Below are 24,470 nucleotides of genomic sequence, written 5' to 3' on the forward strand. Positions count from 1 at the left end.
ATGTCCGACCCAATCGTCTTTGTTCTATTGTTTGCTGCCCTGGCAATAGGGTTCTCGTTAGGACGGCTGTCTCGCGGGCCCGGTCGCCTGCCGCAGCAGCAATCGTCCAGCTGGTTGAAGCGTAATTATTATGTTGGCCTTAACCAGTTGCTCAACGATGAGCCGGACGCCGCTGTCGATACCTTCATCAGCTCGCTGGAGGTCAACAGCGAAACGCTAGAGACGCATCTCGCGTTGGGCGCTTTGCTTCGTCGCCGGGGTGAAACTGCGCGGGCAATACGTGTCCATCAAAATCTGTTGGCGCGTCCAAGTCTGCCGCGCCCGCAATTGCAATTGGCCCAACTGGAACTGGGTGTTGATTTCCTTAAAGCGGGTTTGCTGGACAGGGCCGAGACTCTCTTCAAAGAGCTGGCAGACGCCAAATACACCGAAAAAAAAGTTCGCGAAAAAGCCCTGATCTACTTGGTGGAGTTATACCGGGAAACCAGTGACTGGCTCGATGCAATAGATGTTGCAGATCGCCTTACCAGCCGAAAATTCAGTTCCACTGCAGATAACTGGCGCGAGATGCAGGCGCACTTCAGCTGCGAGTTGGCCGAGAAAGCGCTGGCTAACAACCAGGTACTGGAAGCGCGTCGCCTGCTGCGCAATGCACAGCGTTTTGACAAACAGTGCGCCCGCGCTCAGCTAATGCAGGCGCAGATCGAACTCAACGATGGCGCCGCTGCTGCTGCACTTGGCATTCTTAAAAAGCTTCCCTACCAAAGTCCCCAGGTTATTTCTGAAGCCTTACCCCTCATGCGCGAATGCTATATCGCATTAAAGAGCGACCGCGACTATCTTCAACTGCTTAACGATATTCATTTGGCGCAACCCAGCCTTATGCTTCTGTGGCACCTGACCTGTGCCACGGAGAAGCTGAACGGCCCAGAGGATGCCTGCCGCGTATTGTACGAAGGAATTGCCCAGTACCCGGAAATGGTCGCTGTCCAAACCCTCCTCACCCTGTGCACCGCACAACCTGCCAGCGAACAGATCCCCTACGAAAAGCTCAAGCCCGCCATCACTCAAATTTTAGATAACTATTTCTTCTATATATGCACCACCTGCGGTTTCACCGCACAAGCCAATCACTGGCTCTGCCCGAGCTGTCGGAGTTGGGGGAAAATGGGGATGGCAGAGTGAGCCCGCTGGCGCGGGCGGAACGTTTCGCTTCGCTACACTGCTGGGGCGTGGCCGTTGGCCACATTGGGGAACGCGGTCTGCGCCCGCTTCTGGGACGGGAGCTGCGCTCCCTGCTAGGAAAAGCCAAAAGTTTTCCAAACCTAGAAGGGCGAAGCCCGTTCCCAGAAGTCCACGCAGTGGACGTTCCCCGAAGCGGCTTTGCCTCGCCCCAGAAGGGCGCCTGCGCCCGTTCCCAGAAGTCCACGCAGTGGACGTTCCCCGAAGCGGCCTCGCCGCGTCCCAGAAGGGCGCTTGCCGCCCGTTCCCAGAAGTCCGCGCAGCGGACGTTCCCCAAAGCGGCCTCGCCGCGTCTCCCAGAAGGGCGCCTGCGCCCGTTCCCAGAAGTCAACGCAGTGGACGTTCCCCGAAGCGGCTTTACCGCGCCCCAGAAGGGCGCTTGGCGCCCGTTCCCCGAAACCACGCGCTTCGCGCGTAATCCCCCCTTGATCCCAGCGCAATAACCTGTTACCTTCGCGCCCCTAAAATTCCACCCGAACCGGCTGTCAGCCAGAAATTCAGCGGTTTTCGGTATTCGCAAACAGACCCACATACTGGCGTGTGGTGTATTTCTTACAGGTAGCGCAATGAGCGAAAGCTTTGCAGAACTCTTTGAAGAGAGCTTACAAACGATAGATATGGTGCCAGGCACCATCGTAACCGGTGTTGTTATCGACATCGACCAAGATTGGGTAACTGTTCACGCAGGTCTCAAGTCTGAAGGCGTTATTCCCGCCGCACAATTCCTTAACGAAAAAGGCGAACTCGACCTCAGTATCGGTGACGAAGTTCAAGTCGCTCTGGAAACCGTAGAAGATGGTTTCGGTGAAACTCGCCTTTCTCGCGAAAAAGCCAAGCGTGCAGAGTCCTGGAAAGTTCTGGAAGCTGCTCACGAGTCTGAAGAAGTTATTACTGGTGTTATTAACGGCAAGGTTAAAGGTGGTTTCACTGTTGACGTTGCTGGCATTCGCGCGTTCTTGCCGGGCTCTCTGGTCGACGTACGTCCTGTACGTGAAACGACTCACCTGGAAGGCAAAGAGCTCGAGTTCAAAGTTATCAAGCTGGACCAAAAACGCAACAACGTGGTTGTATCCCGTCGTGCGGTTATGGAGCAAACCAACACTGAAGAGCGCGAAGAGCTGCTCGCTACTCTGCAAGAAGGTCAGGCAGTTAAAGGTATCGTTAAGAACCTTACCGATTACGGTGCCTTCGTTGACCTGGGCGGCGTAGACGGTCTGTTGCACATCACCGACATGGCTTGGAAGCGTATCAAGCATCCGAGCGAAATCGTTGCTGTTGGCGATGAAATCGAAGTTAAAGTGCTCAAGTTCGACCGCGAGCGCAACCGTGTTTCTCTTGGCCTCAAGCAATTGGGCGAAGATCCATGGGCCGCTATCACGCAGCGTTACCCAGAAGGTGCCAAGGTTAAAGCCACCATCACCAACCTTACCGACTACGGCTGTTTCGCTGAAATCGAAGAAGGTGTTGAAGGTCTGGTACACGTTTCCGAAATGGATTGGACCAACAAAAACATCCACCCAAGCAAGGTTGTAAACCTGGGCGACGAAGTGGAAGTGATGATTCTGGATATCGACGAAGAGCGTCGTCGTATTTCTCTGGGTATCAAGCAGTGTCAAGAAAATCCGTGGGATGCGTTCTCTAACCAGTACGCGAAAGGCGACAAGATCACCGGCAAAATCAAGTCGATCACCGACTTCGGTATCTTCATCGGCCTGGAAGGCGGTATTGATGGTCTGGTTCACCTGTCTGACATCAGCTGGAACGAAGCTGGCGAAGAAGCCGTACGCAAGTACAAGAAAGGCGACGAGCTGGAAACCGTTGTACTGGCAATTGATCCAGAGCGCGAGCGTATCTCCCTGGGTATCAAGCAGCTGGACGAAGATCCGTTCTCCGTATACGTAACCAACAACGATAAAGGCTCCATCGTTAACGGTACCGTTAAAACTGTTGACGCTAAAGAAGCGGTAATCGCTCTGGCCGACGACGTTGAAGGTACTCTGAAAGCCTCTGAAATCAGCCGCGACAAGGTGGAAGATGCCCGCAACGCGCTGAAAGAAGGCGACGACGTAGAAGCCAAAATCACCAACGTTGACCGTAAAAATCGTACGATCATCCTCAGCATCAAAGCCAAGGATTCAGACGACGAGAAGCAAGCGATCAAAGACCACAGCGCCAAGCAAGCAGAAATTGCAGCTCCTACTACGCTGGGCGACCTGATCAAAGCAGAAATGCAATCCAAAGAAAAATAAGAGCAAGCGCGAATAGCGCTTCTCTAATTTCGAAAACCGACAATCTCGAAAGGGGTTGTCGGTTTTTTTTAGGGAAAAAAAAGCGCTCGCTTTGCGTCGCGCCTGGGGACGCTGCGCTGCTGGGAACGCTTTGCTTCTGGGGCGCCGCTGGTGGCGGCTGCTGGGAACGGGCTTCGCCCTTCTGGGGAGAGAAAACCTTCGGCTGGCTTATGATTTGACTGGGCAGCTGATGAGTTTAGGTGGTCGAAGAGGGTTTGGCGGTTGGGGTTGTATGACAGCTTCAGTGTAAGTGCCCTAGTTGCGGAGCTAAGAGGAGCGTTCTTAACTTGCCATGGAAAAGGGATTTTCGATGAAGTTCAAAAAACTGGATGTTTGGAAGGAGAGCGCGCGTTTGTGCGTCGAGGTGTACAAAAACCTTGGCACTCTGCGGGATTACGGCTTTCGAGATCAGATTACTCGCTCCGCCCTCTCAATACCGTCAAATATCGCCAAAGGTTCATGCGCAGAAATATCATCCAGATATACATAGGGGGCGAGATTGGTTTTGAGGAAGAGGAACTTGGTAAATTTGGGGCGTTGCGCTTATTAGGAACGCTTGCTTTGCTGCGCTGCTGGGAGCGCTTCGCTTCTGGGGGCGCCGCCCTTGGCGGCTGCTGGGAACGGGCTTCGCCCTGCTGGGGAGGGGGAGCCTTCGGCCGCCTTATGATTTGACTTGGTAGGGCAGAGCTGGGGTAGGTAGGAGAGGTTTGTCGGTTTAGGCGTTATGATGGATCGCAAATCATGCGCCCCAGTTGCGGAGCAAAGTGGGGCGCTCTCAACTTGCCATAGGAAAGGGATTTTCGATGAAGTTCAAAAAACTGGATGTTTGGAAGGAGAGTGCGCGTTTGTGTGTCGAAGTGTACAAAAATCTTGGCACTCTGCGGGATTACGGCTTTCGAGATCAGATTACTCGCTCCGCTCTCTCTATACCGTCAAATATCGCGGAGGGAGAGGAGCGGGAAAGCCTCAAAGACTCCATAAGGTTTCTTAATATCGCCAAAGGCTCAACCGCAGAATTGATCACCCAGATATACATAGGGATCGAAATTGGATATGTGGAACAAGCGCTTGGCAAAGACCTGCTCAATAAAGCGACGACTATTTCACACCAACTCGGCGCCTTGATCAGAGCAAGAAAAAAACGGAACACAAACCAAAGCTAACCCACCAGCGCAGCCCCCCCAGAAGCCCCACCAGCGCGGGGCGCTCCACAACACTAACCATCACCTACCTAGCCAAATCATAAGTCAGCCGAAGGTTTTCTCTCCCAACAGGGCAAAGCCCGTTCCCAGCAGCCGCCACCGGCGGCGCCCTCAAAGCGACCAACGGAAGCGCCCCAGAAGCCCCGCGATGCGGGGTGTTCCACAACCCTAACCATCACCTACCCAGCCAAATCAAAAGATACCCAAAGCTTTCCCTCCCCAGCAGGGCGAAGCCCGTTCCCAGAAGCCGCCACCGGCGGCGCCCCCAAAGCGACCAACGGAAGCGCCCCAGAAGCCCCGCCGTGCGGGGCGTTCCGCAACAAAAACTGGCGAAACGCCAGTTTTTGTTGTATAAACAACAACTTAACCAAAAAAAGTAGCAAATACATTTACAGATTGCGCTAACACAATGATATTACCCAACTTTTGGACTAATATCTGGTTAGCTCGAACTGCGGCGCAGGTACCAACGCGCCTTGGTTGATAAAGTCGCCAAACCTGTGGGTAACATTTTCAGGTTTGGGCTTTGCTCCCTTGCGGGCGGCAGCGGTTATTCGCTAACTTTTCTTCACCACTCAAGCTTGGCCAAATCCTATGACAAAGTCAGAGCTGATAGAACGCATCGCTGAAAGGCAGGACCAACTCTCCGCAAAGGACATTGAGTTGGCGGTAAAGCTTATTCTTGAGTATATGTCCCAATGCCTGGCCAACGGCGATCGCATCGAAATCCGCGGCTTTGGCAGTTTCTCACTTCACTATCGTGCGCCGCGTACAGGCCGCAACCCTAAAACCGGTGAATCTGTCGAGCTGGAAGGTAAGTTTGTTCCCCACTTCAAGCCCGGTAAAGAAATGCGCGACCGTGTAAACGAGAGCCTGGAAGAGTTGCCATAACATCCCTGCACGGCCAGCCCACGCTGGTTATCGCCTTTTGTTTTCAGCCCAACCATCGAAAGCCGCAGATCGCGATTTAGTTGCTCGCGTATGAGGTTGTTTGAGCGGTAGCGCGTAATTGATTTTCCCATTTTAGAATTTCCTGCGAGTCAACGCATGATGTGAGGGTATGCGGCGCTGTTTTCATTTTAGCTGGCCGAGCAGAAAGCGGCATTTCTAAATCGACTCTGTAAATTTGTTCGGCAATAAATGGCGCGTTTTACGGGAAATATGGGTTAACAAACGAGTGTCGCGGTAAATTCGGCACCCGGTGGTGCAAACCCAAGCCAGTTTGGTCGTTTATTGAGCGAATATTCGCCAGCGCGCTGGCATGTTAAATGTATTTTTGTTGTGTCGGAAAATTGGCCGGAAAAATTTTTAAATTGTCCTGCGCATCTTGGCCGTTATCTTAAGCAGCTTAAATTTCACTCTGTTTTAGGGGCGCGCTGTCAAGAGAACAAGACAAACCGTTCCCTATAAAACCGACAAACGGGCAGGTGTATCGATAAAAATCTGGAGTTTGAAGTGGTGCTGGCAATGGCGAGCAAGCAGTAAATTAAAGCTGCATAAGAGCAGGCTAGCGAGTTAAGCAAAATCACAAGCTCAGGTTGGGGATATTACACTTTGCGAACAACACAACTTGTAGTCATTGCTTTATAATCCCCGCAAATTGTGTACTACATCAAAGTTCGGATAGTTCTCGTGCAGGAAAACCAATCAGAAACACGGACCGTTGTTCCGGTCATACTCTCCGGCGGCAGTGGCACTCGACTGTGGCCAAAATCCCGCAAGGCATACCCCAAACAGCTCCACAAACTCTACGGCGATATGACCATGCTTCAGCACACCATGAAGCGTGTGCAACAGTTTGCGCCGCCAATTGTGGTGTGTAACAACGATCAGCGTTTTATGGTGGCCAGCCAGATCGCAGAAATCGACTCCCGCAAAGCGGAAATTATTCTCGAACCCTGCGCCCGAAATACGGCTCCTGCAATCGCTGTCGCGGCTTATCGCGCTAAGCAGCTCTACGCAAACCCCATTCTGGTGGTGTTGGCTGCAGATCACCTTATTAGTGATCTCAATGCGTTTCACGGCGCCCTCGAACAGGCAATTGTGGCGGCTGAGCAAGAGCGCCTGGTTGCCTTTGGTGTAATTCCGCATAAGCCGGAAACCGGTTATGGCTATATACAAAGTGAGAATGCGACGTCCGCCAGCGGAAGCAAAATTGTTCAATTTGTAGAGAAGCCAGATCTCGCCACTGCACAATCTTATCTGGCAGCGGGTACCTACACCTGGAACAGCGGCATGTTTGTGTTTCCAGCAGATCTGCTGCTTGCCGAAGTGGCCAGTCTAGGCGGCGATTGGTTAGCGCAGTGTGAAGCATCGTTAGTTAACGCCGAAACCGATCTCGACTTTATTCGTCTCGCAGAGCCCGAGTTCGCGCAATGTGAAAATATCTCAATTGACTATGCTGTGATGGAGAAAACTCCAAAGGCCTGGATGGTGCCCCTGGATGCGGGTTGGAGCGACCTTGGCAGTTGGGAATCGCTGTGGGAGTCCAGCGCGAAGGACGAAAACGGTAATGCAGTATTTGGCGACGCGTTTATCAAAAACTGCACTGGCAGCCTAATCCACTCAGAAGATCGCTTTGTAGCCGCAATTGGCCTGGAGAATATCGCAATAATCGAGAGCGATGATGCCTTGCTGGTTGTCAATCGCGAAGCAACCCAGGACGTGAAATACGTGGTGGATTGGCTGAAGCAGCAGGATCGCAACGAGTTTCAGCATCACCGTCAGGTGCACCGCCCGTGGGGAAGCTTCGATACCCTCGATGCCGGCAAGCGTTTCCAGGTAAAACGAATAGAAGTAAAACCCGGCGCTAGTATTTCGTTGCAAATGCATCACCATCGCGCGGAACACTGGGTGGTAGTGGAAGGAACTGCACTCGTTCAAAAGGGCGAGAAGGAGCAGTTGCTCGGCGAAAATGAATCTATCTATATTCCTTTAGGGGAAAAGCACCGCCTGAGCAACCCCGGCAAACTGCCATTACACCTTATTGAGGTGCGCAGTGGTGGCTACCTGGGTGAAGACGACATTGTACGTTTTCAGGATGCCTACGGCAGAGCGGAATAAAACAGTTAAACCTACGTAAAGAGTAAGCGAAACAACATGGAACTAGGCTACATTATTTTGGCAATGTCTTTTGTACTCGCATTTGCCGCAGTAAAGTTACTTCAGCCTGTCGCCGAATGGGCGCAACTTGTCGACAAACCCGGCGGCCGTAAACAGCACCAAGGCGTTATTCCGTTAGTCGGTGGATTGGCTATTTATGCCAGTATTTTGCTAACCACCTTTCTCTTTATTGAGCAGCCAATAGAAATACGGCTTTTTCTATTGGCCGGTGGGCTAATCGTGTTTATGGGCATGGTCGACGACCGGTACGAACTCAGCGCGCGCTTTCGCCTAGTTGGCCAGTTCCTGATCTCCTGCATTTTTGTTTACGCTCTGGAGGTGCACTTCCATTCGTTTGGAGACTTGTTTGGTATTGGCGAGTTAAACCCCGGCTGGCTGGGCTACCCGCTGGCTGTACTCTCCATTATGGCGGCAATTAACGCCATGAACATGATGGATGGCATGGACGGCCTGGTAGGCTCCATCGCCATGGTTTCGTTTATTGGCCTGGTCGCGCTCTTCGGCGCAAATGGCAATACCACCTTCCAGTACCTGTGCATGGCCTTTATCGGCTCCACCGGCGCCTTCCTTATTTTTAACCTGTGGGGCGCCAGAAAACCCAAGCGCATCGGTAAAATATTTATGGGCGACTCCGGCAGCATGTTTATGGGGTTGTCGTTAGGGGTGTTGCTGATTTACGGCTCCCAAGGCGAGTCCGCTGCATTTAGCCCGGTTACAGCGCTCTGGTTTGTGCTGCTACCCATCACCGATATGTTTACCATCATGTACCGCCGAGTAAAACGCGGTCGCTCCCCCATGGCGCCAGACCGAACTCATATCCACCACATTATTCTGCGGGCCGGCTTTAACGCGAAACAAACTTTGTACATTATGCTGTGTGTACAGGGGTTGTTCGTGGTCGTAGGCGCAGTACTGCATGTGTATAAAGCGCCAGATTGGTTTTCGTTTCTAGGGGCAATAGCGCTGGTTGTGTTTTATCAGTTGTTGATGAAGCGGTCTTGGCGGTTTATTCGGTGGAGTAAGCGGCGAATTTTTACTGCGGCATAAATCGCAACTTAATTATCGATATTTTCAAAACCTTTCTAAGGGCGGAGAGTCAACTCGCGCTTTTTTTGTTGGGGATGGCGTCGGGCTAGCTACTGGGTTGCTGCGAATAGTTGCACTTAATCTTTCTGGGTTCTACCCGGCACGAATGCTTGTAAGCATTATTAACTTTAGAATTCAATTTGTTCAATGAATCATAATTAGACTAGATAAGTTCCGATATGAGCGTTGATACTACTGCTTTAAGATAACTGAGTTATGAATGATACTGATGATAGACTCCTTAAAATAGAACAACGACTAGATTCTATTTCGATTGAAAGCATAAACGAAAAGTCAGCTCAAAATTCAGAGTTTATAGGTGAGATTGACTTGATTAAATTGTGGGAATCACTCTGGAGCGGAAAATTTTGGCTATTAGGAATAACAGCTCTTTTTATTCTATGTGGGGTGTTGTTTTCACTTAGCCTTCCTAACATGTATGAAAGTAAAGGTGTGTACGGTATATCGCAGGATGATGGTGTAGCCAAAAATATGTCGGGCCAATTGGGTGGTTTAGCAGCTATTGCAGGTATTAACTTAGGTGCTGGTGGACAAAATAAAATAAATCATGCAGTAGTGCTAGGTCAATCTTGGCCATTCTGGGATGAGTTAATTCGCACTCATAATTTGAAACCCTTGGTGTTTGGTGTTAAAGAATGGGATCGTGCAAGAGACAAGTTTGTTTGGGATGAAGATATCTACTTGGTTGATGAACAAAAATGGATACGAAAGCCGCCTTCAGGCAAAGAAGCGGAACCAAGTTCGTATGAGGTGTTTGATAAAATAATTGATTTTGTAGAAATTAAATTTGACGCATCTACTGGGCTGCTATCTATCAAAGTCAAACATTATTCTCCTCATGTTGCCAAAGAGTGGGTAGAAATGATTGTTGAAAAACTAAATGGTGATTTTAGGGATAGGGATATTGTAAAGGCAGAAAAAAACATAGGCTATCTACAGGAAAAAATCGATGAAACCAAGATAGCTGAGCTAAAAACTGTCTTTTATAATATGGTTGAAGCGCAAACAAAAACGTTGATGCTAGCTAGGGTTGACGAAGATTATCTAGTTGAGCCTGTTATTATGCCGATGGTGGCTGAGTCGCCCGTATCACCTGTTAGGAAGTTGATTGTCGTTCTCTTTGCGGTTGTAGGGGGGATGTTTTCGCTACTTTTTTTGTTTGTTAAAAATATTTTTAGTAAAAGATATTAGAATGAGAATTGGTTTATTTGTAAGAAATTTTTCTGGTGGTGGGGCTGAATATGTTAGTGTTTTACTCGCTAATGGTTTGGTAAGTCAGGGGCATTCTGTTTGTTTTTTCGTATTGGATTCTGTCGGCCCAAACAAGTGCAAGCTTGATAATCAGATAGAGATAATTGAATTGACGTCAAAGCGATTGATATCTTGTGCGTTTGCTCTTCGCAAGGCCATTAAGGAGAGCGGTATAGAAAAACTAATTTCAAATATGACGCATGAAAATATTGTTTCGTTAGTTGCAACCTGTGGAGTTAAAGTGGGTGTTATAGGGGTGGAGCATAATAATTTCCTAGAGGAAATGAGACGAAGGGGTTGGATAATCTACCAGATAACAAAAACCTTAGTGAAAGTCTTATACCCGAGGCTCCATTCGTTGGTTTGTGTATCAGAAGGTGTTAGGAGCGAGTTCGATCGCTATTTTCATGGCGGATTTAGTAATCTAAGAACCATATACAACCCTATAGTAGGGGACGGTGAAAAAGCACCCATTTCTTGGGGGAATAAATTTATAGTTGGTGCCGGAAGGTTGACCAAGCAGAAAAACTTTAAGATGTTGATTCAAGCATACAGCATATTAGTTAAGCACTATGGTTATGATGGGGACCTAGTTATCTTAGGTGAAGGCTCTGAGAAAACGTCTTTGGAATATTTTGCTTCGGAGCTTGGTCTTCAAAATAGGGTGTTTCTGTTGGGTTATGTAGCCAATCCATACAGTTACTTTTTAGTCGCTGACTGCTTTGTTCTTTCGTCTTTGTGGGAAGGTTTTGGAAACGTTATTGTGGAAGCACTTTTGGCGGGGTGTAAGGTCGTCTCAACCGATTGTAAATATGGTCCTTCTGAAATCCTTGAAAACGGTGAATATGGGTCTCTCGTGCGAATATTTAACGCCGAGGAGCTCGCTGTCGCAATACAAAATGAATTATCTTTATCTCGCTCTAAACAAGCGTTAGTCTCCAGGGGGAGAGAGTTTTCTACAAGCGTTGCTGTAAAAAAGTATCTTGAGGTGTTAGGTTGCTAATATTCTACTTAAGAAATTTATCCGGAGGAGGTGTTCAGAAAGTCCATATAAATATTGCTAACGGGCTTGAGCGAAGTGGATATGATGTCATCTTTCTTTGCAAGGAGAAGGGTGTTTTAGAGAATGAGGTTGGCCCTTCTATTGTGAAGGGTACTATATTAAAGCTGTTCAAGCTTATTCCTTTTTTAAGTAAGCCTGCTAATACTACCGTAGTAGTGGGGAATGGAACTGACGCGGTACTGGCTGCGATCGTAAGATTTTTATACTTATTCCGTTTTAACTTGATATATGTGCAACACGTCGATTTGAAACTAGCAGGTGATACATTTGCCTCAGTCTTTGTTAAAAGGGCAGTCTTCAGTTGTCTTCAGTATCTCGTTTCTAGAGTTGTCTTCGTGAGTAACGGATTAAAAGAATCTATTTTTAGTCAGATTAAGCTTCCTAGAAGTGATTTTCGTGTTATTTATAATCCGGTTTTAAAATCAGTTGATTATGCTGAGCATCAGAGCAGTAGCCGGGGTGGGGGGTTAAGAATTATTAATGTTGGGCGATTGTGTTTTCAAAAAAACCAAAAATATTTACTGAGCGTTGCAGAATGGTTGGTTAATGAAGGGGTTGATTTCAAGCTCACTTTTGTTGGCGAGGGTGAAGACCAGAATATGTTAACAGCGTTGGTAAAAGAAAAATCGCTTGATGGACAAGTTGAGTTTCTAGGGTGGAGAGATAATATAGCCGATTTACTGAAACAAGCGGACATTTTTTGTTTGGTATCTTTGTGGGAAGGTTTGCCTACTGTATTAATCGAGGCTCTCCAATATTGCCCACGAGTGCTTGCACTTGAGTGTCCTCATGGTATACGAGAGATCTGCAGTCATGACAATAAGACTGTTTTGCCAACTAGTACAGATGTTTCGAGCTACGGAAGAAGGCTACTAGAATTAGTTGATAGTGCTCCAGTATCGATGCCTAGCCGGAACCTCGAGCGCTTTACAGAAAAGCGATGCGTTAGAGAATACGAATTGTTAGTTGGTGAATTCAAATGAAAATATTAGTGTTGGCATATAAATTTCCACATTTAGAAGATTCAGCTGTAGTAAGTGGAGAAGTTAAAAATCCATTTAATTTTTGTATCGAGATGGTATCGCAAGGTCACGAAGTGTCGGTGTTAACCATTGATTCAGTAGACAAGGGGATGGATCTGTCTCTTTGGGGAATAAACATTGCTGTACTTCCTGATTTAAAGCTAAAAGGAGTTATACGCTATCTCTATCGAGCATATTCGGTGAAGAGATGGCTTGATAAAAACTACAGTAAATACGATTTAGTACACTCTCATGCAGCCTTCTTGGGGTTGGGTGCGCTGTTTTCAATCAATCTGAGTACTACTAAATTCATTTCTACACCGCATGGTACAAATGTGCCTGAAATAGGGACCGAACTAGGAACTAATTTGGTCGATTATTTAAAATGGATTAATGCTTGGCTACAAATGAAGCTGGACTCTGTAGTTTATCGGAAGTCATTATTGTGTGTAAGTGTGTCTAGATATCAAATAGAAGAAATGCAAAAAATATATGGGATTGATCGATCTAGAATTGTCGTTATTTATAACGGAGTTTCTGATAAGTACGATAGTGGATCAAGCCTTAATGATCGTGAATACGATTTTTTGTTCGTTGGAAGAGCAGCAAAAAAGAAAGGGTTGGATTTGATTATAAGTTTAGCTGAATATTACTCTAGCAAGACATTTAAAGTTGTGTTGGGAACTCGCAGGTTTCAGACGGTGGGAGAGCAGGTTATTGATCGCATTTGTTCTATAAAGAATATAGATGTGGAATGGTCCGTAGTAGAATCCAAAATGCCGGCGATATTCGCATCAGCGAAACTTCTTATAGTTCCGTCTCGAGGTTACGAATCTTTGCCTACGGTTATTCTGGAGGCCATAAGATCTAAAACTAGAGTTGTGGCCACGCGCGCATGGGGGAATCCTGAAGTAATTTTAGATGAGCGACTAATGTTTTCGGAAGATAATGTCCAAGAAATCATAGATGCAATAGATTACGCTGAATCGCTTGGAAATATTTGGATAGAAAGCAAATACTGTGTAAAGTCTATAGGTTCTGAAGTTTCGGAGCTGCTTCGATTGGTTGAGGGTTGAGTGTCATATGCATAATATTTTATTGTTAGATTTTGCTTCTGAAATGAACAGGGGTGACGCTGCCATGCAGGAAGCAATTTTGGATATCGTCGAAGATGTGTATCCTAACGCTGAAAAAAGCATAGTTAGTGTGTATGGAGAAAATCAGGAAACAGCATTCACGGACCATTTTGACTGCTCGGCTCTTCATGACGTCGACATTTGCCCTGGAGTAAGAAATAGTTTTAATCCATTGTCAAGCCAGTTCAAAAATCTAGGCAACAAAAAACTTCGTTCGCTTTTTGGAATTTTGTTTGCTTACTTCCAGTTGGTCATTTATTTTCTAAGCTTAAAAACCATATTTTTCGGACCTGGTAAGCGGGCACTTTCAAAAATCGCAAGTGCTGATGCTGTTTTGTGGAATGGGAGGAACTTCAGGAATAGGAATGGTATAGGTGAAATATATGATATGTTCGCAATGCTTCTCCATCCTTTTTACTGTTTGGTTTTAAAAAAGAAGACTTACGCTATTGGCGTATCAATATGGCCGTTAAGATATGCTATTTCAAGAATAATGCTCCGGTTTGTGCTTAGCCGGTGTGTATATGTTACTGCACGAGAATCATACTCACTTGAGTACGCGCAGAAAAAGCTTGGCTTGAAGAACGTTAAATTGGCCCCCGATCTATCTTTCTACTTCATCAACAAGTATCGAAATGAGGACGATATTGCTAGAGATCCCAAGTTAGTATCATTTACTTTGGTCGACTGGAAAGAAAGTGGATTGATTGCTAGGCAGCGTTATAAAGATTCGATTGCGGCATTGATGAAACATTTATTATGTGCCGGTTACAGAGTTCAGGTTGTTCCACAGGTATATTATGAGTGGGAAGGTTATGTTGGCTTGCTCTCGGAGATCTATCAGGAGCATCCTGATCTAAATGGAAAGTTAATAGAAATAAAATCTTATTTGAGTCCGAAAGAATTATTTGCAGAGTATCGAAAGTCTGCTTGCTTAATTGCTACACGCATGCATTCTGCTATTTTTGCGCTGACCCATATGTGCAAAGTAATTTGTGTGCCCTACGATGCTGGCGCAAAATGGCATATTGTTAGCGATATGGGCTTAGATGTTAAATACATGATCAGCTATTCAGAGATAGCGCCTAAAGTCCTTGTTGATGCCTTTGAAAATATAATAAACGATAACGGTTTACATGACAAAATTGTTGAAAATCTGCCAGCTTTGATTTCAGGTTCTTCTAGTCCAATTGAAGGTGTTTTGAAATCGTCGGAAGCTCAGTAAGAAGTTGAGCAGTTATAGGCGAATAAATGCGAAGACTTATATGGCTTATCTCATTCTCCACTTTAGGTAATGTTGTAGCGTTTCTGTCTGCACCACTGATTGCGATTTTATATGGTGCAAAAATAATGGGAGAGCTTGCAAGCATAATTAGTATCGGTTCGCTGTTTGTAGTGCTTTGTACTTTTCGAGTTGAGCTAGGAGTTGCTTCGGGTGATGAGTTACTGCGTAAAGCGGTGCCCGCTTTTATAGTTTTTTCTTTGATAGTAACAAGCGTTGCTAGTCAATTTATTCCTATAAATTCACTTGTATTCACAATTTTCGTTATTCTTCAGTCATCATATCTTCTTCTCTCATCAGTTTTGGTTGCGGATGATAAGTTCAAGCTTCTGGGTTTTTTAAGATTTCTGCGAAGTTTTATTGTTGTGATTTTGCAGCTTCTATTTTTCTACTTTTTTGCCGATCTTGGGTATACCTTGGGATTGGTTTTAGGGTTGCTGTTGGTCGTAATTGCTTTGTGTGTCAATGTCAAATCTGACTGTCTGAATTTCTACGAAAACATCAGGCGGTTTTCAGTTGGCTACTTCCCAGTTATTAGAAGCTATTTAAGTTTCAATATGCCTTACTCGTTTCTTATTATATTCATAAGTGCTTTTCCGGTTATTTATTATTCCACTATAGAGAAAAATCTTTTGCTGGTTGGAAATGTAGCGTTGGCAGAACGAATAATAGGAACACCATTTAATATGCTGAATCAGTCAATTCGAGATGTGATGATGAAGTCGGTGGGATCGTTTAGAATTAGGGTGTGGTTTGTTTTAAGCCTTTTTGCGTTAGCGTTGTTTGTGGTTGGTGTCTCTGATTTTGTTGAGTTATTATTTAATTTCGTTCCAAATTCTTTTATGCACGAATGGGGATTGTTTGTTGATTTTGCACCTTATGTGTTTTGTTTTTACGCTTCAATGTTATCTGGCGTGACTGCGGTCGTGCTGCTTGTGAAGGTTAATAAGCAGCAATTTCTTTTGTTATATTCGGTTTTTCTTGCAATAGTATTATTTGTTTTTGTAATGGTTCAGAATCATACATATGTTCTAGACGTTAGCTTTGTTCGCGCTTACTATGCATCAATTGCTCTCCTAAACTTTATTTTCGCGTTTTCGATAAACTACCTATTTCGTGATTATGGGGTAGTTCTGGAGGGCGCGGACGTAGGTGCTGAACAAGCGCCATGACTTGCATACGGTAATTCAAGTTCAAGAATCCAACTATAAGCTAGAAGGTTCCTTTTCAAATGAATTAGCTAACCTTCTAAATGTGAAATAAAAATAGGAAAGGAAAGTGGGTAAATACATATCTAAAGTAGTATCCAGTGTAGTAGAGTCCTTGTTTAACCTGGTTTTAAGAGAAAATATCAATACGGTGCGCTGGCGAAATGCAGTAAATGAGTCTGTGGCATTTATTGAAAAAAATGCCCCTCAGGCACAGGTATTCAGCAAAAGGGGTGACTTGCTAGATTGGGCTGTAGATAAGCTGCCATTGGAGGGGGATGTTTTGGAGTTCGGTGTGTTCAAGGGTGACAGCTTAAATAGAATATCAAAGAGGTTGTTAAATGGGAGTAAATCAAACAAGGTTTACGGTTTTGATGCTTTTGAAGGGCTTCAAGAAGATTGGGTGGGGCACAGGTGGGGGAAAGGGGCCTTTAGTACAAATGGAAAATTGCCTAAAATACAGCGTAACGCTGAATTAAAAGTTGGATGGATTCAGGATACGCTACCTCCTTTTCTGGAGGGAATGGAGTCTAATCAAATTGGCCTCATCCATATTGATACAGATACCTATACTCCGGCAAAATTAATATTGACGCTAACAAAAGACGTTTTGCAACCCGGTACACTAATCTTATTTGACGATTTTTTTGGGTACCCAGGCTGGAAATATGGTGAATATAAAGCTTATAAAGAGTGTCTTTCGGATGTTGATCACTGTTTTTTAGGGTTTAGCAATAATCAGGCTCTTGTTTTGATTGGTAAGGTCTGAATATTTTAGAAAACTATTCGAGCCTTTTGTATTTTATAGGGTGCATTATTGTTGGTCATGCTGGCAGCGATTATTCGATTGCCTATTTTTTTCGCAAGATTTGGTTGGCGAAGTGAATATAATTACGTTTCTTAGAGGCCGTTATGTCCAAGTGGCTAGATTAATTGATGCAGGGAATCTTTTGCCTGGAGCATATATTTATATTAATCCTTTTAATTATTTTATGTTGCGGCGTTGGGCTAGTAAGTTTGATTATGCTTATTATCGAGTCGATGGTATTTATTTAACTTTTATCCTAAAAGTGTTTTTGGGTCGTAGTATTCTTGTCGCGCGCCAGTCCTTTGATCTGACATCTCTAGCTCCAGTAGTTTTGGGTTATAGCGAGCGAGAACAGCATAAAGTTTTTGTTGCGGGTGGTAAGCCCGGTGATGCGGATCAATTTATTCAATACTTTTCTCAACTTTATCCCCGTATAAAATGGATAGGAAGTTGCGATGGATATAGGCCTGAAAGTGAAATACTTTCTATCATATCAGAATCAGGTGCTGATATGGCCCTTTTAGGGTTGGGCAATTTAAAGCAGGAGCGTGTGGCGTGTAGTTTGGCTCAATCAAATCCAAGCGGGTATTATTTTACATGTGGAGCATTCATCTCGCAGTCCGCGAATGGTAAAGCTTTAAGTTACTATCCGGATTGGATAAACCGTTATCATCTTCGTTGGGCATACCGTTTTGTAAATGAGCCCCACGTCATAAAGCGAGTGGCAATATATTATCCAATTTTTTTGTTGTTGTTTCTTTATGATGTAATCAAGAATCAGCGTGTTTGATCAAATTTTTCGCGGCTTGTGCCGGGCTATTGTTGTTGTGACTATCTGTTGTGTTGGCAGCTTCGTTTGGGGTAAGGATAAATTTGCGTTTGATTTCGAGAGTATCGCATTAATGATTAGCGAAAAAGATACTGTTCCTTAGATGCTTAATATGTTTATTAAATTTTAGTGTTTGTGAAAATCTCGGGTGTTTTAATTGGTAAACGATCTGTGCGCTTGACATTTTATACGGTATGGCTCTATAGTTTCATTGGGTTGATTTTCATAATGCCCATCTCTATTGGGTCTATTCGCCTGCTAAATGAGCCAGTAATGATTATCTCATTGCTTGTCAGTTGCATGCTTATATTAGTTTACGGCAATCGAATTAGTAAATCGACATTTTTTTTTCTTTTAGTAAACTTAGTTTTTACGCTGCTATTTATTTTAATATTAATATTTAGCGTTGATGCTGATTTTTTGTTGAAGGATTTCGTAGAGTGCTTAAAGCCTACAATTTACGCACTGATATTTATTAGCGGATGGTTGCTTAGTAAACGTTATTCGCAAGATCAGGCGGTTCGATTTATCCTGATTGCAGGAGTATTGTCTGTATTGTTTTCGTATCTTGTGTTCTATCCCGCAGCATATCCTCTGGTTGATTTGTACAAAGCGCGACAATCAACTGCTGAAAATCCTTTTCATTTTTTTAGGTTCAGTGGAACGCTAGGATATCCAGGCGGATTTGGATATTGGTTGGTATTTGTTATGCAGGTATCGTTGCTGCAGTTATATAGAGGTGTGACAGCGAAAAAATTGTTTTTGTTGCAATATGGTTTCTTGCTTTCCGGTTTGATTTTAAGTGGCTCTCGTGGAGCTCTCTTAATATATATTATTGTTAATTTGATGACAGTTGTTTCGATTCCGCGTCATCGTGTTTCATGGGTTGTCACGTTTTTTATTTTTTGGGGGTTGGTTCTTTTCCTGGGTTTGCTGTTTTTTATTGATGTAGAATTACAGGCCATAAAGCACTTCCAAGCCGTTTTGGACGCCCCTTCTGGTGGAACATTTCAGCATAGAGCTAGCGAGCTACAAGGTCTCATTCTATCTTTATCGCAGGGTTATTTGTTGGGGCATGGGCCAAGCAATTCAGAAATATTGGATGCACACGGGCCTATAGAATCTGTATACTATTTTTATGGCTATAAATTTGGGTTAGTTGGTTTGGTATGTTATTTTTTTTGGGTTTCACTTGTAGCATTTATTTACTTTCGGCTTATTATTGCTAACCAAAAATTAAATTTGACATTCTTTTTTTGCTTATGGGCTTTGATAAATATGGTTGTTGCGGGTGTAAGTAATTCAATTACTGAAGAGTATAAAAGTTTCTATATGTTTTTCTTGTTGTTAGGGTTCACGTCTGGCGGAATTTTGGACTCGAGTTCAATGCAGAGTAAGCGCCAATCCAACCCCATCCTATATAAGGATGGCATTCCAAGGTAATAGAGCTTCAACATTCTCAGCTCTTTGCACATTGGGTAGATATTTAAAAACGTGAGTTAAATAATCGTAGATATGTAAGCGCCAAACGAACCCCTCCCTATACTGGCTAAAATCAATTACGTAACGTAAAGGCTCCATCCAACGAGGAGCCCCCATGCCCAACAAAAAGTACAACTGGCCCCAGCTCTTTGCTGACTATGAGCAATCGGGCCTGTCCCAAACAGAATTCTGTCTTCACTTGGACGAAACGCCGCTACAAGTGTTGGATGAGCCGGGTAAAACCGCTCAAAGCAAAAGTTACATGTGGGTCATGGCACATGACGGTGAACAACCCGCCTGCATCTTCCATTACGCAGACAGTCGCGGCCAACAAATCCCGCTTAACCTATTAAGTGCCGAAAACACCGCCATTATGGTTGATGGTTATGAGGGGTATCAAAAAGCCTGTGACGACTACGGTATTACGCGCTTAGGGTGCTGGGCCCATGCCCGGCGTAAGTTTAAAGAGGCGCAAGATCTCCAGAAAAAGGGAAAAACTGGCAAAGCGGATCAGGCACTGGCCTTTATCCGGCGTCTTTATGCCATCGAAAAACGTATAAAAGACGAACCGCCCGATAAACGCTTTGCGATTCGAGACAAAGAAGCTGCGCCTGTCCTCAAAAAACTCAAAGACTGGATGGAAAAGAGCCTCCACACTGTGCCACCAAAAACGGCGGTCGGCAAGGCGTTGGTGTATCTCAATAATCAGTGGGGCCGGCTGGTTGCCTATCTGGAGGACGGTCGATATCCCATGGATAACAACGCCGCTGAACGCGCCATCAGGCCATTCACCATTGGCCGTAAGAACTGGTTGTTGAGTAAAAGTCAGGCAGGGGCGAAAGCCAGCGCAAACCTCTATAGTCTAATAGAAACCGCTAAAGCTAATAAACTCAATCTCTACAACTATTTAACGCACGTTTTTAAAGAGCTACCCAATGCGCAGAGCATTGAGGATGTTGAAGCTTTATTACCTTGGAATGCCAACCTTGTGTAGGGTGGGGTTGGATTGGCGCTTACCGTTTTTCAGCGCATATCATTCAGTCTGGCGGGTATGTCCATATTGACCTTGTTGACCGATTATAAAACAATATACAAGAGGCTTCCGCTGTCGTTTCTCCGCTTTCGAGCTAAAGCTGTTTGTAATCCTTGTACCAGTTTACAAATTGAACCACTCCATCGTATATATCCACTGCGGGCTTATGTTGTGTGGCCTTAGTCAATGCATCAATATCTGCATAAGTCCTAACCACATCCCCTGCCTGCATCGGTAACAATATTTTCTCCGCTTTTTTGCCACACGCTTGCTCTATAGCATCTATAAATGTCGCCAGCTCCACCGGGTTGTTGTTCCCAATATTGTATATCCGGTAGGGTGCCCGGCTGGTGGAGGGGTTGCTGCCCTCGTCATCCGGGTTGGGTGTGGGTATCACGTTTTGAATACGTAAAATGCCTTCGACAATATCGTCTATGTAGGTAAAGTCGCGTTGCATTTTTCCTTTGTTAAACACCTTTATCGGTTCGCCTTTTAAAATGGCTTCGGTAAATAGCCAAGGTGCCATATCCGGGCGACCTGCTGGGCCGTACACGGTAAAAAAGCGTAATCCAGTGGTCGGTATGTCATACAGATTTGAGTAGGCGTGGGCCATCAGCTCGTTGGACTTTTTAGTGGCGGCGTAAAGTGATACCGGGTGGTCCACGTTGTCGCTTTCGGCAAACGGCACTTTTGGGTTCATGCCGTATACGGAGCTGGACGAAGCGTATATTAGGTGCTCTACGTTGTTGTGGCGGCACCCTTCCAGAATAGTCATAGTGCCCACAACATTGCCATCAATGTATTCGAAGGGCGCGTTTATGGAATGTCTCACGCCTGCTTGCGCACCAAGGTGGATTACCCGTTGAAATTTCTCGTTAGCAAATAGTTTGGCAACACCCTCCCGATCAGCGAGATCCATGGTCACCTGATGGTAGTTCTCGCAAGGTAGGAGTTTTTCCAGGCGGTGATGTTTTAACGCAGGGTCGTAATAGCTGTTCAGGTTGTCGAGGCCGAATACGTCGTGGCCTTCGTCCACAAGGCGTTTTGCGGTAGCCGCACCGATAAATCCGGCGGAGCCAGTAACTAAATATTTCATGGAATGGGAACGTTGCCTTAAATTTTTCAAAGGCGTAGTTTAGCAGAATGCCCGCCGGGAGGGCGCTGAGGGGACCAATTCTTGCGAATTGGTGGAACGTTGGACCAATTCGTTTGAATTGGTGGTGCGCTGGACTTTGTCCAGCTAATGGGGGCGTGGCCTTTGGCCACTTTGGGGAACGCGGTCTGCGCCCGCTTCTGGGAACACTCGCTCTGCTCGCTTCTTGGTTTTCCTAGGAGCGAAGCGTTCCCAGCAGCGCAGCGTTCCGGCAACGGCCTCCGGCCGTGCCCCCAAGCTCCCCCTGGGGAGCGCCCCAGCAGTGGAGCGTAGCGGAACGTTCCAGCGAGGCCAAAGCCTCGCTTCCCCCGCTTTTTATAAAAAGGACTTTTATGAAAACTCAAAAACTAGTTAAACACCCATACCCTAAATTTGAACATCACGGCGCTTTGTCTGGTGTTACTGGCAGTTGTCATCGTTATATTGCGTCACCGTCAAACCACTTTCTGATCGATTGCGGGCTTTTCCAGGGGGAGGAGGGGGCCGGTGGCGACGGTAGCCAGCATGAGATTGATTTCGATATATCCCAAGTGCGTGGCCTAATCGTTACCCATGTGCATATCGATCATGTCGGGCGTATTCCTTATTTACTGGCCGCGGGGTTTAGCGGGCCTATTTATACTTCTATTCCCTCGGCGCGGCTGTTGCCGCTGGTTATTGAGGATGCATTAAAAGTCGGTTTTACCCGGGATTCTCGGTTAATCGAGCGATTTCTGGCAAAGGTGGGCGGAATGTTGCGGCCACTGGATTACGGAACCTGGCTCCCGCTGGTGGAAAGCGAAAGCTGCACATTGCGACTTAAGCTGCAGCGCGCGGGTCATATACTCGGCTCCGCTTACGTTGAATTAGATGCAAAATACCCTGACTACACTCATCGTACCGTTTTTTCCGGAGATTTGGGCGCGCCTTATGCGCCTCTGTTGCCTGCACCGCGATCACCCTATCGCGCCGATACCTTGGTTCTCGAAAGCACCTACGGCAACAAACAGCATGAAAGCCGCGCCAAGCGTAAACAACGGTTGTTTGCCGCCTTAGAGCGCGCGTTTGAGAATGGGGGAACGGTGTTGATTCCCGCGTTCAGTATCGGTCGTACCCAGGAGTTGCTCTACGAACTGGAATCGATCATTTCTGCCGAGAAGGCGCGGTGGGGGAATCTTGAAGTGATTGTTGATTCGCCATTGGCTGCAAAATTCACGGAGGTTTATCGGGAGCTTAAACCTTATTGGGATGCGGAAGCTCAACGCAGACTCCGGCAGGGGAGGCACCCATTGAGCTTTGATAACCTTTATACGGTGGGCTCGCACGAAGAACACCTGCGGACGGTTGAATACCTGGCAGACAGTGCGCGCCCGACGGTGGTGATCGCCGCGAGTGGTATGCTCAACGGCGGTCGCAGCCTCAACTACGCCAAGGCACTTATTGAGAACTCCCGCCATGCGATTCTATTTGTCGGTTATCAGGCGCGTGGCACTATTGGCAGTTCGATTCAGCACTACGGCGCCAAGGAGGGCGGGTGGGTGATGATCGACGGTCAACGCTATGCCATTAACGCCCAAGTGCTCACCATCGGCGGATACAGCGCCCACGCCGACCAGAAAAATCTGCTCAATTTTGTAAAACGTACCCGCATAGGCCCCACCCAAATCCGCCTGATCCACGGCGAACCCGATGCTAAAAAGGTATTGGGAAAGAAGTTGGAGGAAATGATTAAGGGGGTAGAGGTGTTTTAGCAATCTCAGGGGGCCAATTCTTTCGAATTGGCGGAGCGCTGGACTTCGTCCAGCTGCTGGGAGTGTGGCCTTTGGCCACTTTGGGGAACGCGGTCTGCGCCCGCTTCTAGGAACGGGCTTCGCCCTGCTGGGAACCAAATGGTTTTACCCAGAAGCGTAGCGTTCCCAGTAGCGACGCGTTCCAGCACGTGCCTTTGGCCGTGCTCCCCAAGCTCCCCTCCGGGGAGCGTCCCAGCAGTGAAGCAAAGCGGAACGTTCCAGCAAGGCCATAGCCTCGCCCCTCCCAGAAGCAAGCTTGCTTGCGTTCCCAGTAGCGAAGCGTTCCAGCAACGGCCTCTGGCCGTGCTCCCCAGGCTCCCCCTTGGGAGCGCCCCAGCAGTGAAGCGAAGCGGAACGTTCCAGCGGGCCGGAGGCCCGCTATCGTATCTACATTGTTGACACGTTTTTGTTTTGGTTTTAGGATTTCAAGGCGATCAAAATTCTGGAAAAAGGTATGGCAAACATTGAAATTCAGAAATGGGGCAATAGCGCTGCCATTCGCTTGAACAAGGGGCTGTTAAACCAATTGTCATGTGATATTGGGAACACGTTTGAAGTAACGCTGAAAGACGGGGGTGTATTTTTAAAGCCCGTTCGTGAAGCCAAATATTCGTTGGCTGAGCTTCTAGAGAATTGTCCAGATGAATCTCTGAAAATGGACGAGGAAGACGATGCGTGGCTTAACTCTAATCCTGAAGGAGGAGAGCATTGGTGAGCGGTACTGAGTATGTTCCGTCCCGAGGCGATATTATCTTCACAGACTTCCACCCAGCAGCAGGCAAAGAACAAAACCTGGCGAGACCCGCGTTGGTACTTTCGCCTTTGCCGTTCAATAAAAAAATCGGCCTCGCGTTAGTGGCTCCTATAACATCAAAAATTCGCGCTCATGGGTTCGAAGTAGTACTTGCAGGAACAAAAACCGTAGGCGCAGTGTTGTGTCACCAAGTGAAGACGATTGACTACAAAGCGCGCGGATCGAAATTTATCGAGAAAGCGCCGGCGGTGATTATTCAGGATGTGTTAGCGAAAGTGAGGCTTTTGGTCTGAATCTGGAGACCAATTCTTTCGAATTGGTGGAACGCTGGACTTTGTCCAGCTAATGGGGGCGTGGCCTTTGGCCACTTTGGGGAACGCGGCCTGCGCCCGCTTCTGGGAACACTCGCTCTGCTCGCTTCTTGGCTTTCCTAGGAGCGAAGCGTTCCCTGCAGCGAAGCGTTCCAGCAGCGGCCTCCGGCCGTGCTCCCCAAGCTCCCTCGGGAGCTCCCCAGCAGTGAAGCGCAGCGGAACGTTCCAGCGAGGCCATAGCCTCGCCCCTCCCAGAAGCAAGCTTGCTTGCGTTCCCTGCAGCGAAGCGTTCCAGCAACGGCCTCCGGCCGTGCTCCCCAAGCTCCCTCGGGAGCGCCCTAGCAGTGAAGCGCAGCGGAACGTTCCAGCGTGGCTAAAGCCTCGCTCCACTCCCAGCAGCAAGCTTA

Annotated in this window: 20 protein-coding genes and 1 pseudogene; 20 read left to right on the forward strand and 1 reads right to left on the reverse strand. The window is 46.7% G+C overall.

The window, feature by feature from the left end; all coding sequences use genetic code 11:
• From lapB to tnpC, 17 genes and pseudogenes are all read left to right on the forward strand, one after another.
• A complete protein-coding gene (lapB, locus tag TERTU_RS06165) occupies positions 1-1,185 on the forward strand; it encodes a lipopolysaccharide assembly protein LapB (protein ID WP_015819404.1) in 1,185 nt (394 codons plus the stop codon).
• Positions 1,186-1,808: 623 nt separating this feature from the next.
• Positions 1,809-3,491: a 30S ribosomal protein S1 gene (rpsA, locus tag TERTU_RS06175; protein WP_015819122.1), complete on the forward strand. Its 1,683-nt coding sequence runs from the start codon at positions 1,809-1,811 to the stop codon at positions 3,489-3,491.
• Between the two features lie 349 nt (positions 3,492-3,840).
• The gene (locus tag TERTU_RS22160; RefSeq protein WP_015820939.1) at positions 3,841-4,020 is read left to right on the forward strand and encodes a four helix bundle protein; all 180 of its coding nucleotides are present in this window, start codon (positions 3,841-3,843) and stop codon (positions 4,018-4,020) included.
• 313 nt (positions 4,021-4,333) lie between these two features.
• On the forward strand, positions 4,334-4,693 hold the full coding sequence (locus TERTU_RS06185; RefSeq protein ID WP_015818176.1) for a four helix bundle protein: 360 nt from the start codon (positions 4,334-4,336) through the stop codon (positions 4,691-4,693).
• Positions 4,694-5,326: 633 nt separating this feature from the next.
• Positions 5,327-5,623: an integration host factor subunit beta gene (ihfB, locus tag TERTU_RS06195; RefSeq protein ID WP_015820472.1), complete on the forward strand. Its 297-nt coding sequence runs from the start codon at positions 5,327-5,329 to the stop codon at positions 5,621-5,623.
• 741 nt (positions 5,624-6,364) lie between these two features.
• Entirely contained in the window at positions 6,365-7,795 is a 1,431-nt protein-coding gene (locus TERTU_RS06200) for a mannose-1-phosphate guanylyltransferase/mannose-6-phosphate isomerase (RefSeq protein WP_015820004.1), read from the forward strand.
• A gap of 36 nt (positions 7,796-7,831) precedes the next feature.
• Positions 7,832-8,902: an undecaprenyl-phosphate alpha-N-acetylglucosaminyl 1-phosphate transferase gene (locus tag TERTU_RS06205; RefSeq protein WP_015817575.1), complete on the forward strand. Its 1,071-nt coding sequence runs from the start codon at positions 7,832-7,834 to the stop codon at positions 8,900-8,902.
• 255 nt (positions 8,903-9,157) lie between these two features.
• On the forward strand, positions 9,158-10,153 hold the full coding sequence (locus tag TERTU_RS06210; protein WP_080516692.1) for a Wzz/FepE/Etk N-terminal domain-containing protein: 996 nt from the start codon (positions 9,158-9,160) through the stop codon (positions 10,151-10,153).
• A gap of 1 nt (position 10,154) precedes the next feature.
• A complete protein-coding gene (locus tag TERTU_RS06215; RefSeq protein ID WP_015818805.1) occupies positions 10,155-11,216 on the forward strand; it encodes a glycosyltransferase in 1,062 nt (353 codons plus the stop codon).
• Entirely contained in the window at positions 11,210-12,259 is a 1,050-nt protein-coding gene (locus TERTU_RS06220; protein WP_015818272.1) for a glycosyltransferase, read from the forward strand. Before TERTU_RS06215 ends, TERTU_RS06220 begins: the two co-directional genes overlap by 7 nt.
• Complete coding sequence (locus tag TERTU_RS06225) at positions 12,256-13,374, forward strand: glycosyltransferase family 4 protein (RefSeq protein ID WP_015817927.1); 1,119 nt, start codon at positions 12,256-12,258, stop codon at positions 13,372-13,374. The genes TERTU_RS06220 and TERTU_RS06225 overlap by 4 nt, the downstream gene beginning before the upstream one ends.
• A gap of 7 nt (positions 13,375-13,381) precedes the next feature.
• Positions 13,382-14,659 (forward strand): polysaccharide pyruvyl transferase family protein, encoded by a 1,278-nt coding sequence (locus tag TERTU_RS06230; protein WP_015819791.1) that lies wholly within the window; start codon positions 13,382-13,384, stop codon positions 14,657-14,659.
• Between the two features lie 26 nt (positions 14,660-14,685).
• Positions 14,686-15,888, forward strand: a complete 1,203-nt coding sequence (locus TERTU_RS06235) for a hypothetical protein (RefSeq protein ID WP_015818039.1) — start codon at positions 14,686-14,688, stop codon at positions 15,886-15,888.
• Positions 15,889-15,994: 106 nt separating this feature from the next.
• The gene (locus TERTU_RS06240) at positions 15,995-16,693 is read left to right on the forward strand and encodes a class I SAM-dependent methyltransferase (RefSeq protein WP_049772807.1); all 699 of its coding nucleotides are present in this window, start codon (positions 15,995-15,997) and stop codon (positions 16,691-16,693) included.
• A gap of 112 nt (positions 16,694-16,805) precedes the next feature.
• Positions 16,806-17,522: a WecB/TagA/CpsF family glycosyltransferase gene (locus tag TERTU_RS06245; protein ID WP_187148802.1), complete on the forward strand. Its 717-nt coding sequence runs from the start codon at positions 16,806-16,808 to the stop codon at positions 17,520-17,522.
• 312 nt (positions 17,523-17,834) lie between these two features.
• Positions 17,835-19,004 carry a hypothetical protein gene (locus tag TERTU_RS06250; protein WP_041590085.1) on the forward strand — a complete coding sequence of 390 codons (1,170 nt, stop codon included), beginning with the start codon at positions 17,835-17,837 and terminating at the stop codon, positions 19,002-19,004.
• A 232-nt stretch (positions 19,005-19,236) separates the two neighbouring features.
• Positions 19,237-20,037 (forward strand): annotated as a pseudogene (gene tnpC, locus TERTU_RS06255) (IS66 family transposase); the annotation flags it as partial.
• A 133-nt stretch (positions 20,038-20,170) separates the two neighbouring features.
• Here the strand turns inward: tnpC and TERTU_RS06260 are convergent.
• On the reverse strand, positions 20,171-21,172 hold the full coding sequence (locus tag TERTU_RS06260) for an NAD-dependent epimerase (protein WP_015820631.1): 1,002 nt from the start codon (positions 21,170-21,172) through the stop codon (positions 20,171-20,173).
• 389 nt (positions 21,173-21,561) lie between these two features.
• Here TERTU_RS06260 and TERTU_RS06265 point away from each other — a divergent pair, with 389 nt between their 5' ends.
• From TERTU_RS06265 to TERTU_RS06275, 3 genes are all read left to right on the forward strand, one after another.
• Positions 21,562-22,959: an MBL fold metallo-hydrolase RNA specificity domain-containing protein gene (locus tag TERTU_RS06265; RefSeq protein WP_015819893.1), complete on the forward strand. Its 1,398-nt coding sequence runs from the start codon at positions 21,562-21,564 to the stop codon at positions 22,957-22,959.
• A 493-nt stretch (positions 22,960-23,452) separates the two neighbouring features.
• Positions 23,453-23,713: an AbrB/MazE/SpoVT family DNA-binding domain-containing protein gene (locus TERTU_RS06270; protein ID WP_015818797.1), complete on the forward strand. Its 261-nt coding sequence runs from the start codon at positions 23,453-23,455 to the stop codon at positions 23,711-23,713.
• Positions 23,710-24,045, forward strand: a complete 336-nt coding sequence (locus tag TERTU_RS06275) for a type II toxin-antitoxin system PemK/MazF family toxin (RefSeq protein WP_015818337.1) — start codon at positions 23,710-23,712, stop codon at positions 24,043-24,045. The genes TERTU_RS06270 and TERTU_RS06275 overlap by 4 nt, the downstream gene beginning before the upstream one ends.
• Positions 24,046-24,470 lie beyond the last annotated feature (425 nt).

The sequence above is a fragment of the Teredinibacter turnerae T7901 genome (assembly GCF_000023025.1).
GTDB lineage: Bacteria > Pseudomonadota > Gammaproteobacteria > Pseudomonadales > Cellvibrionaceae > Teredinibacter > Teredinibacter turnerae_B.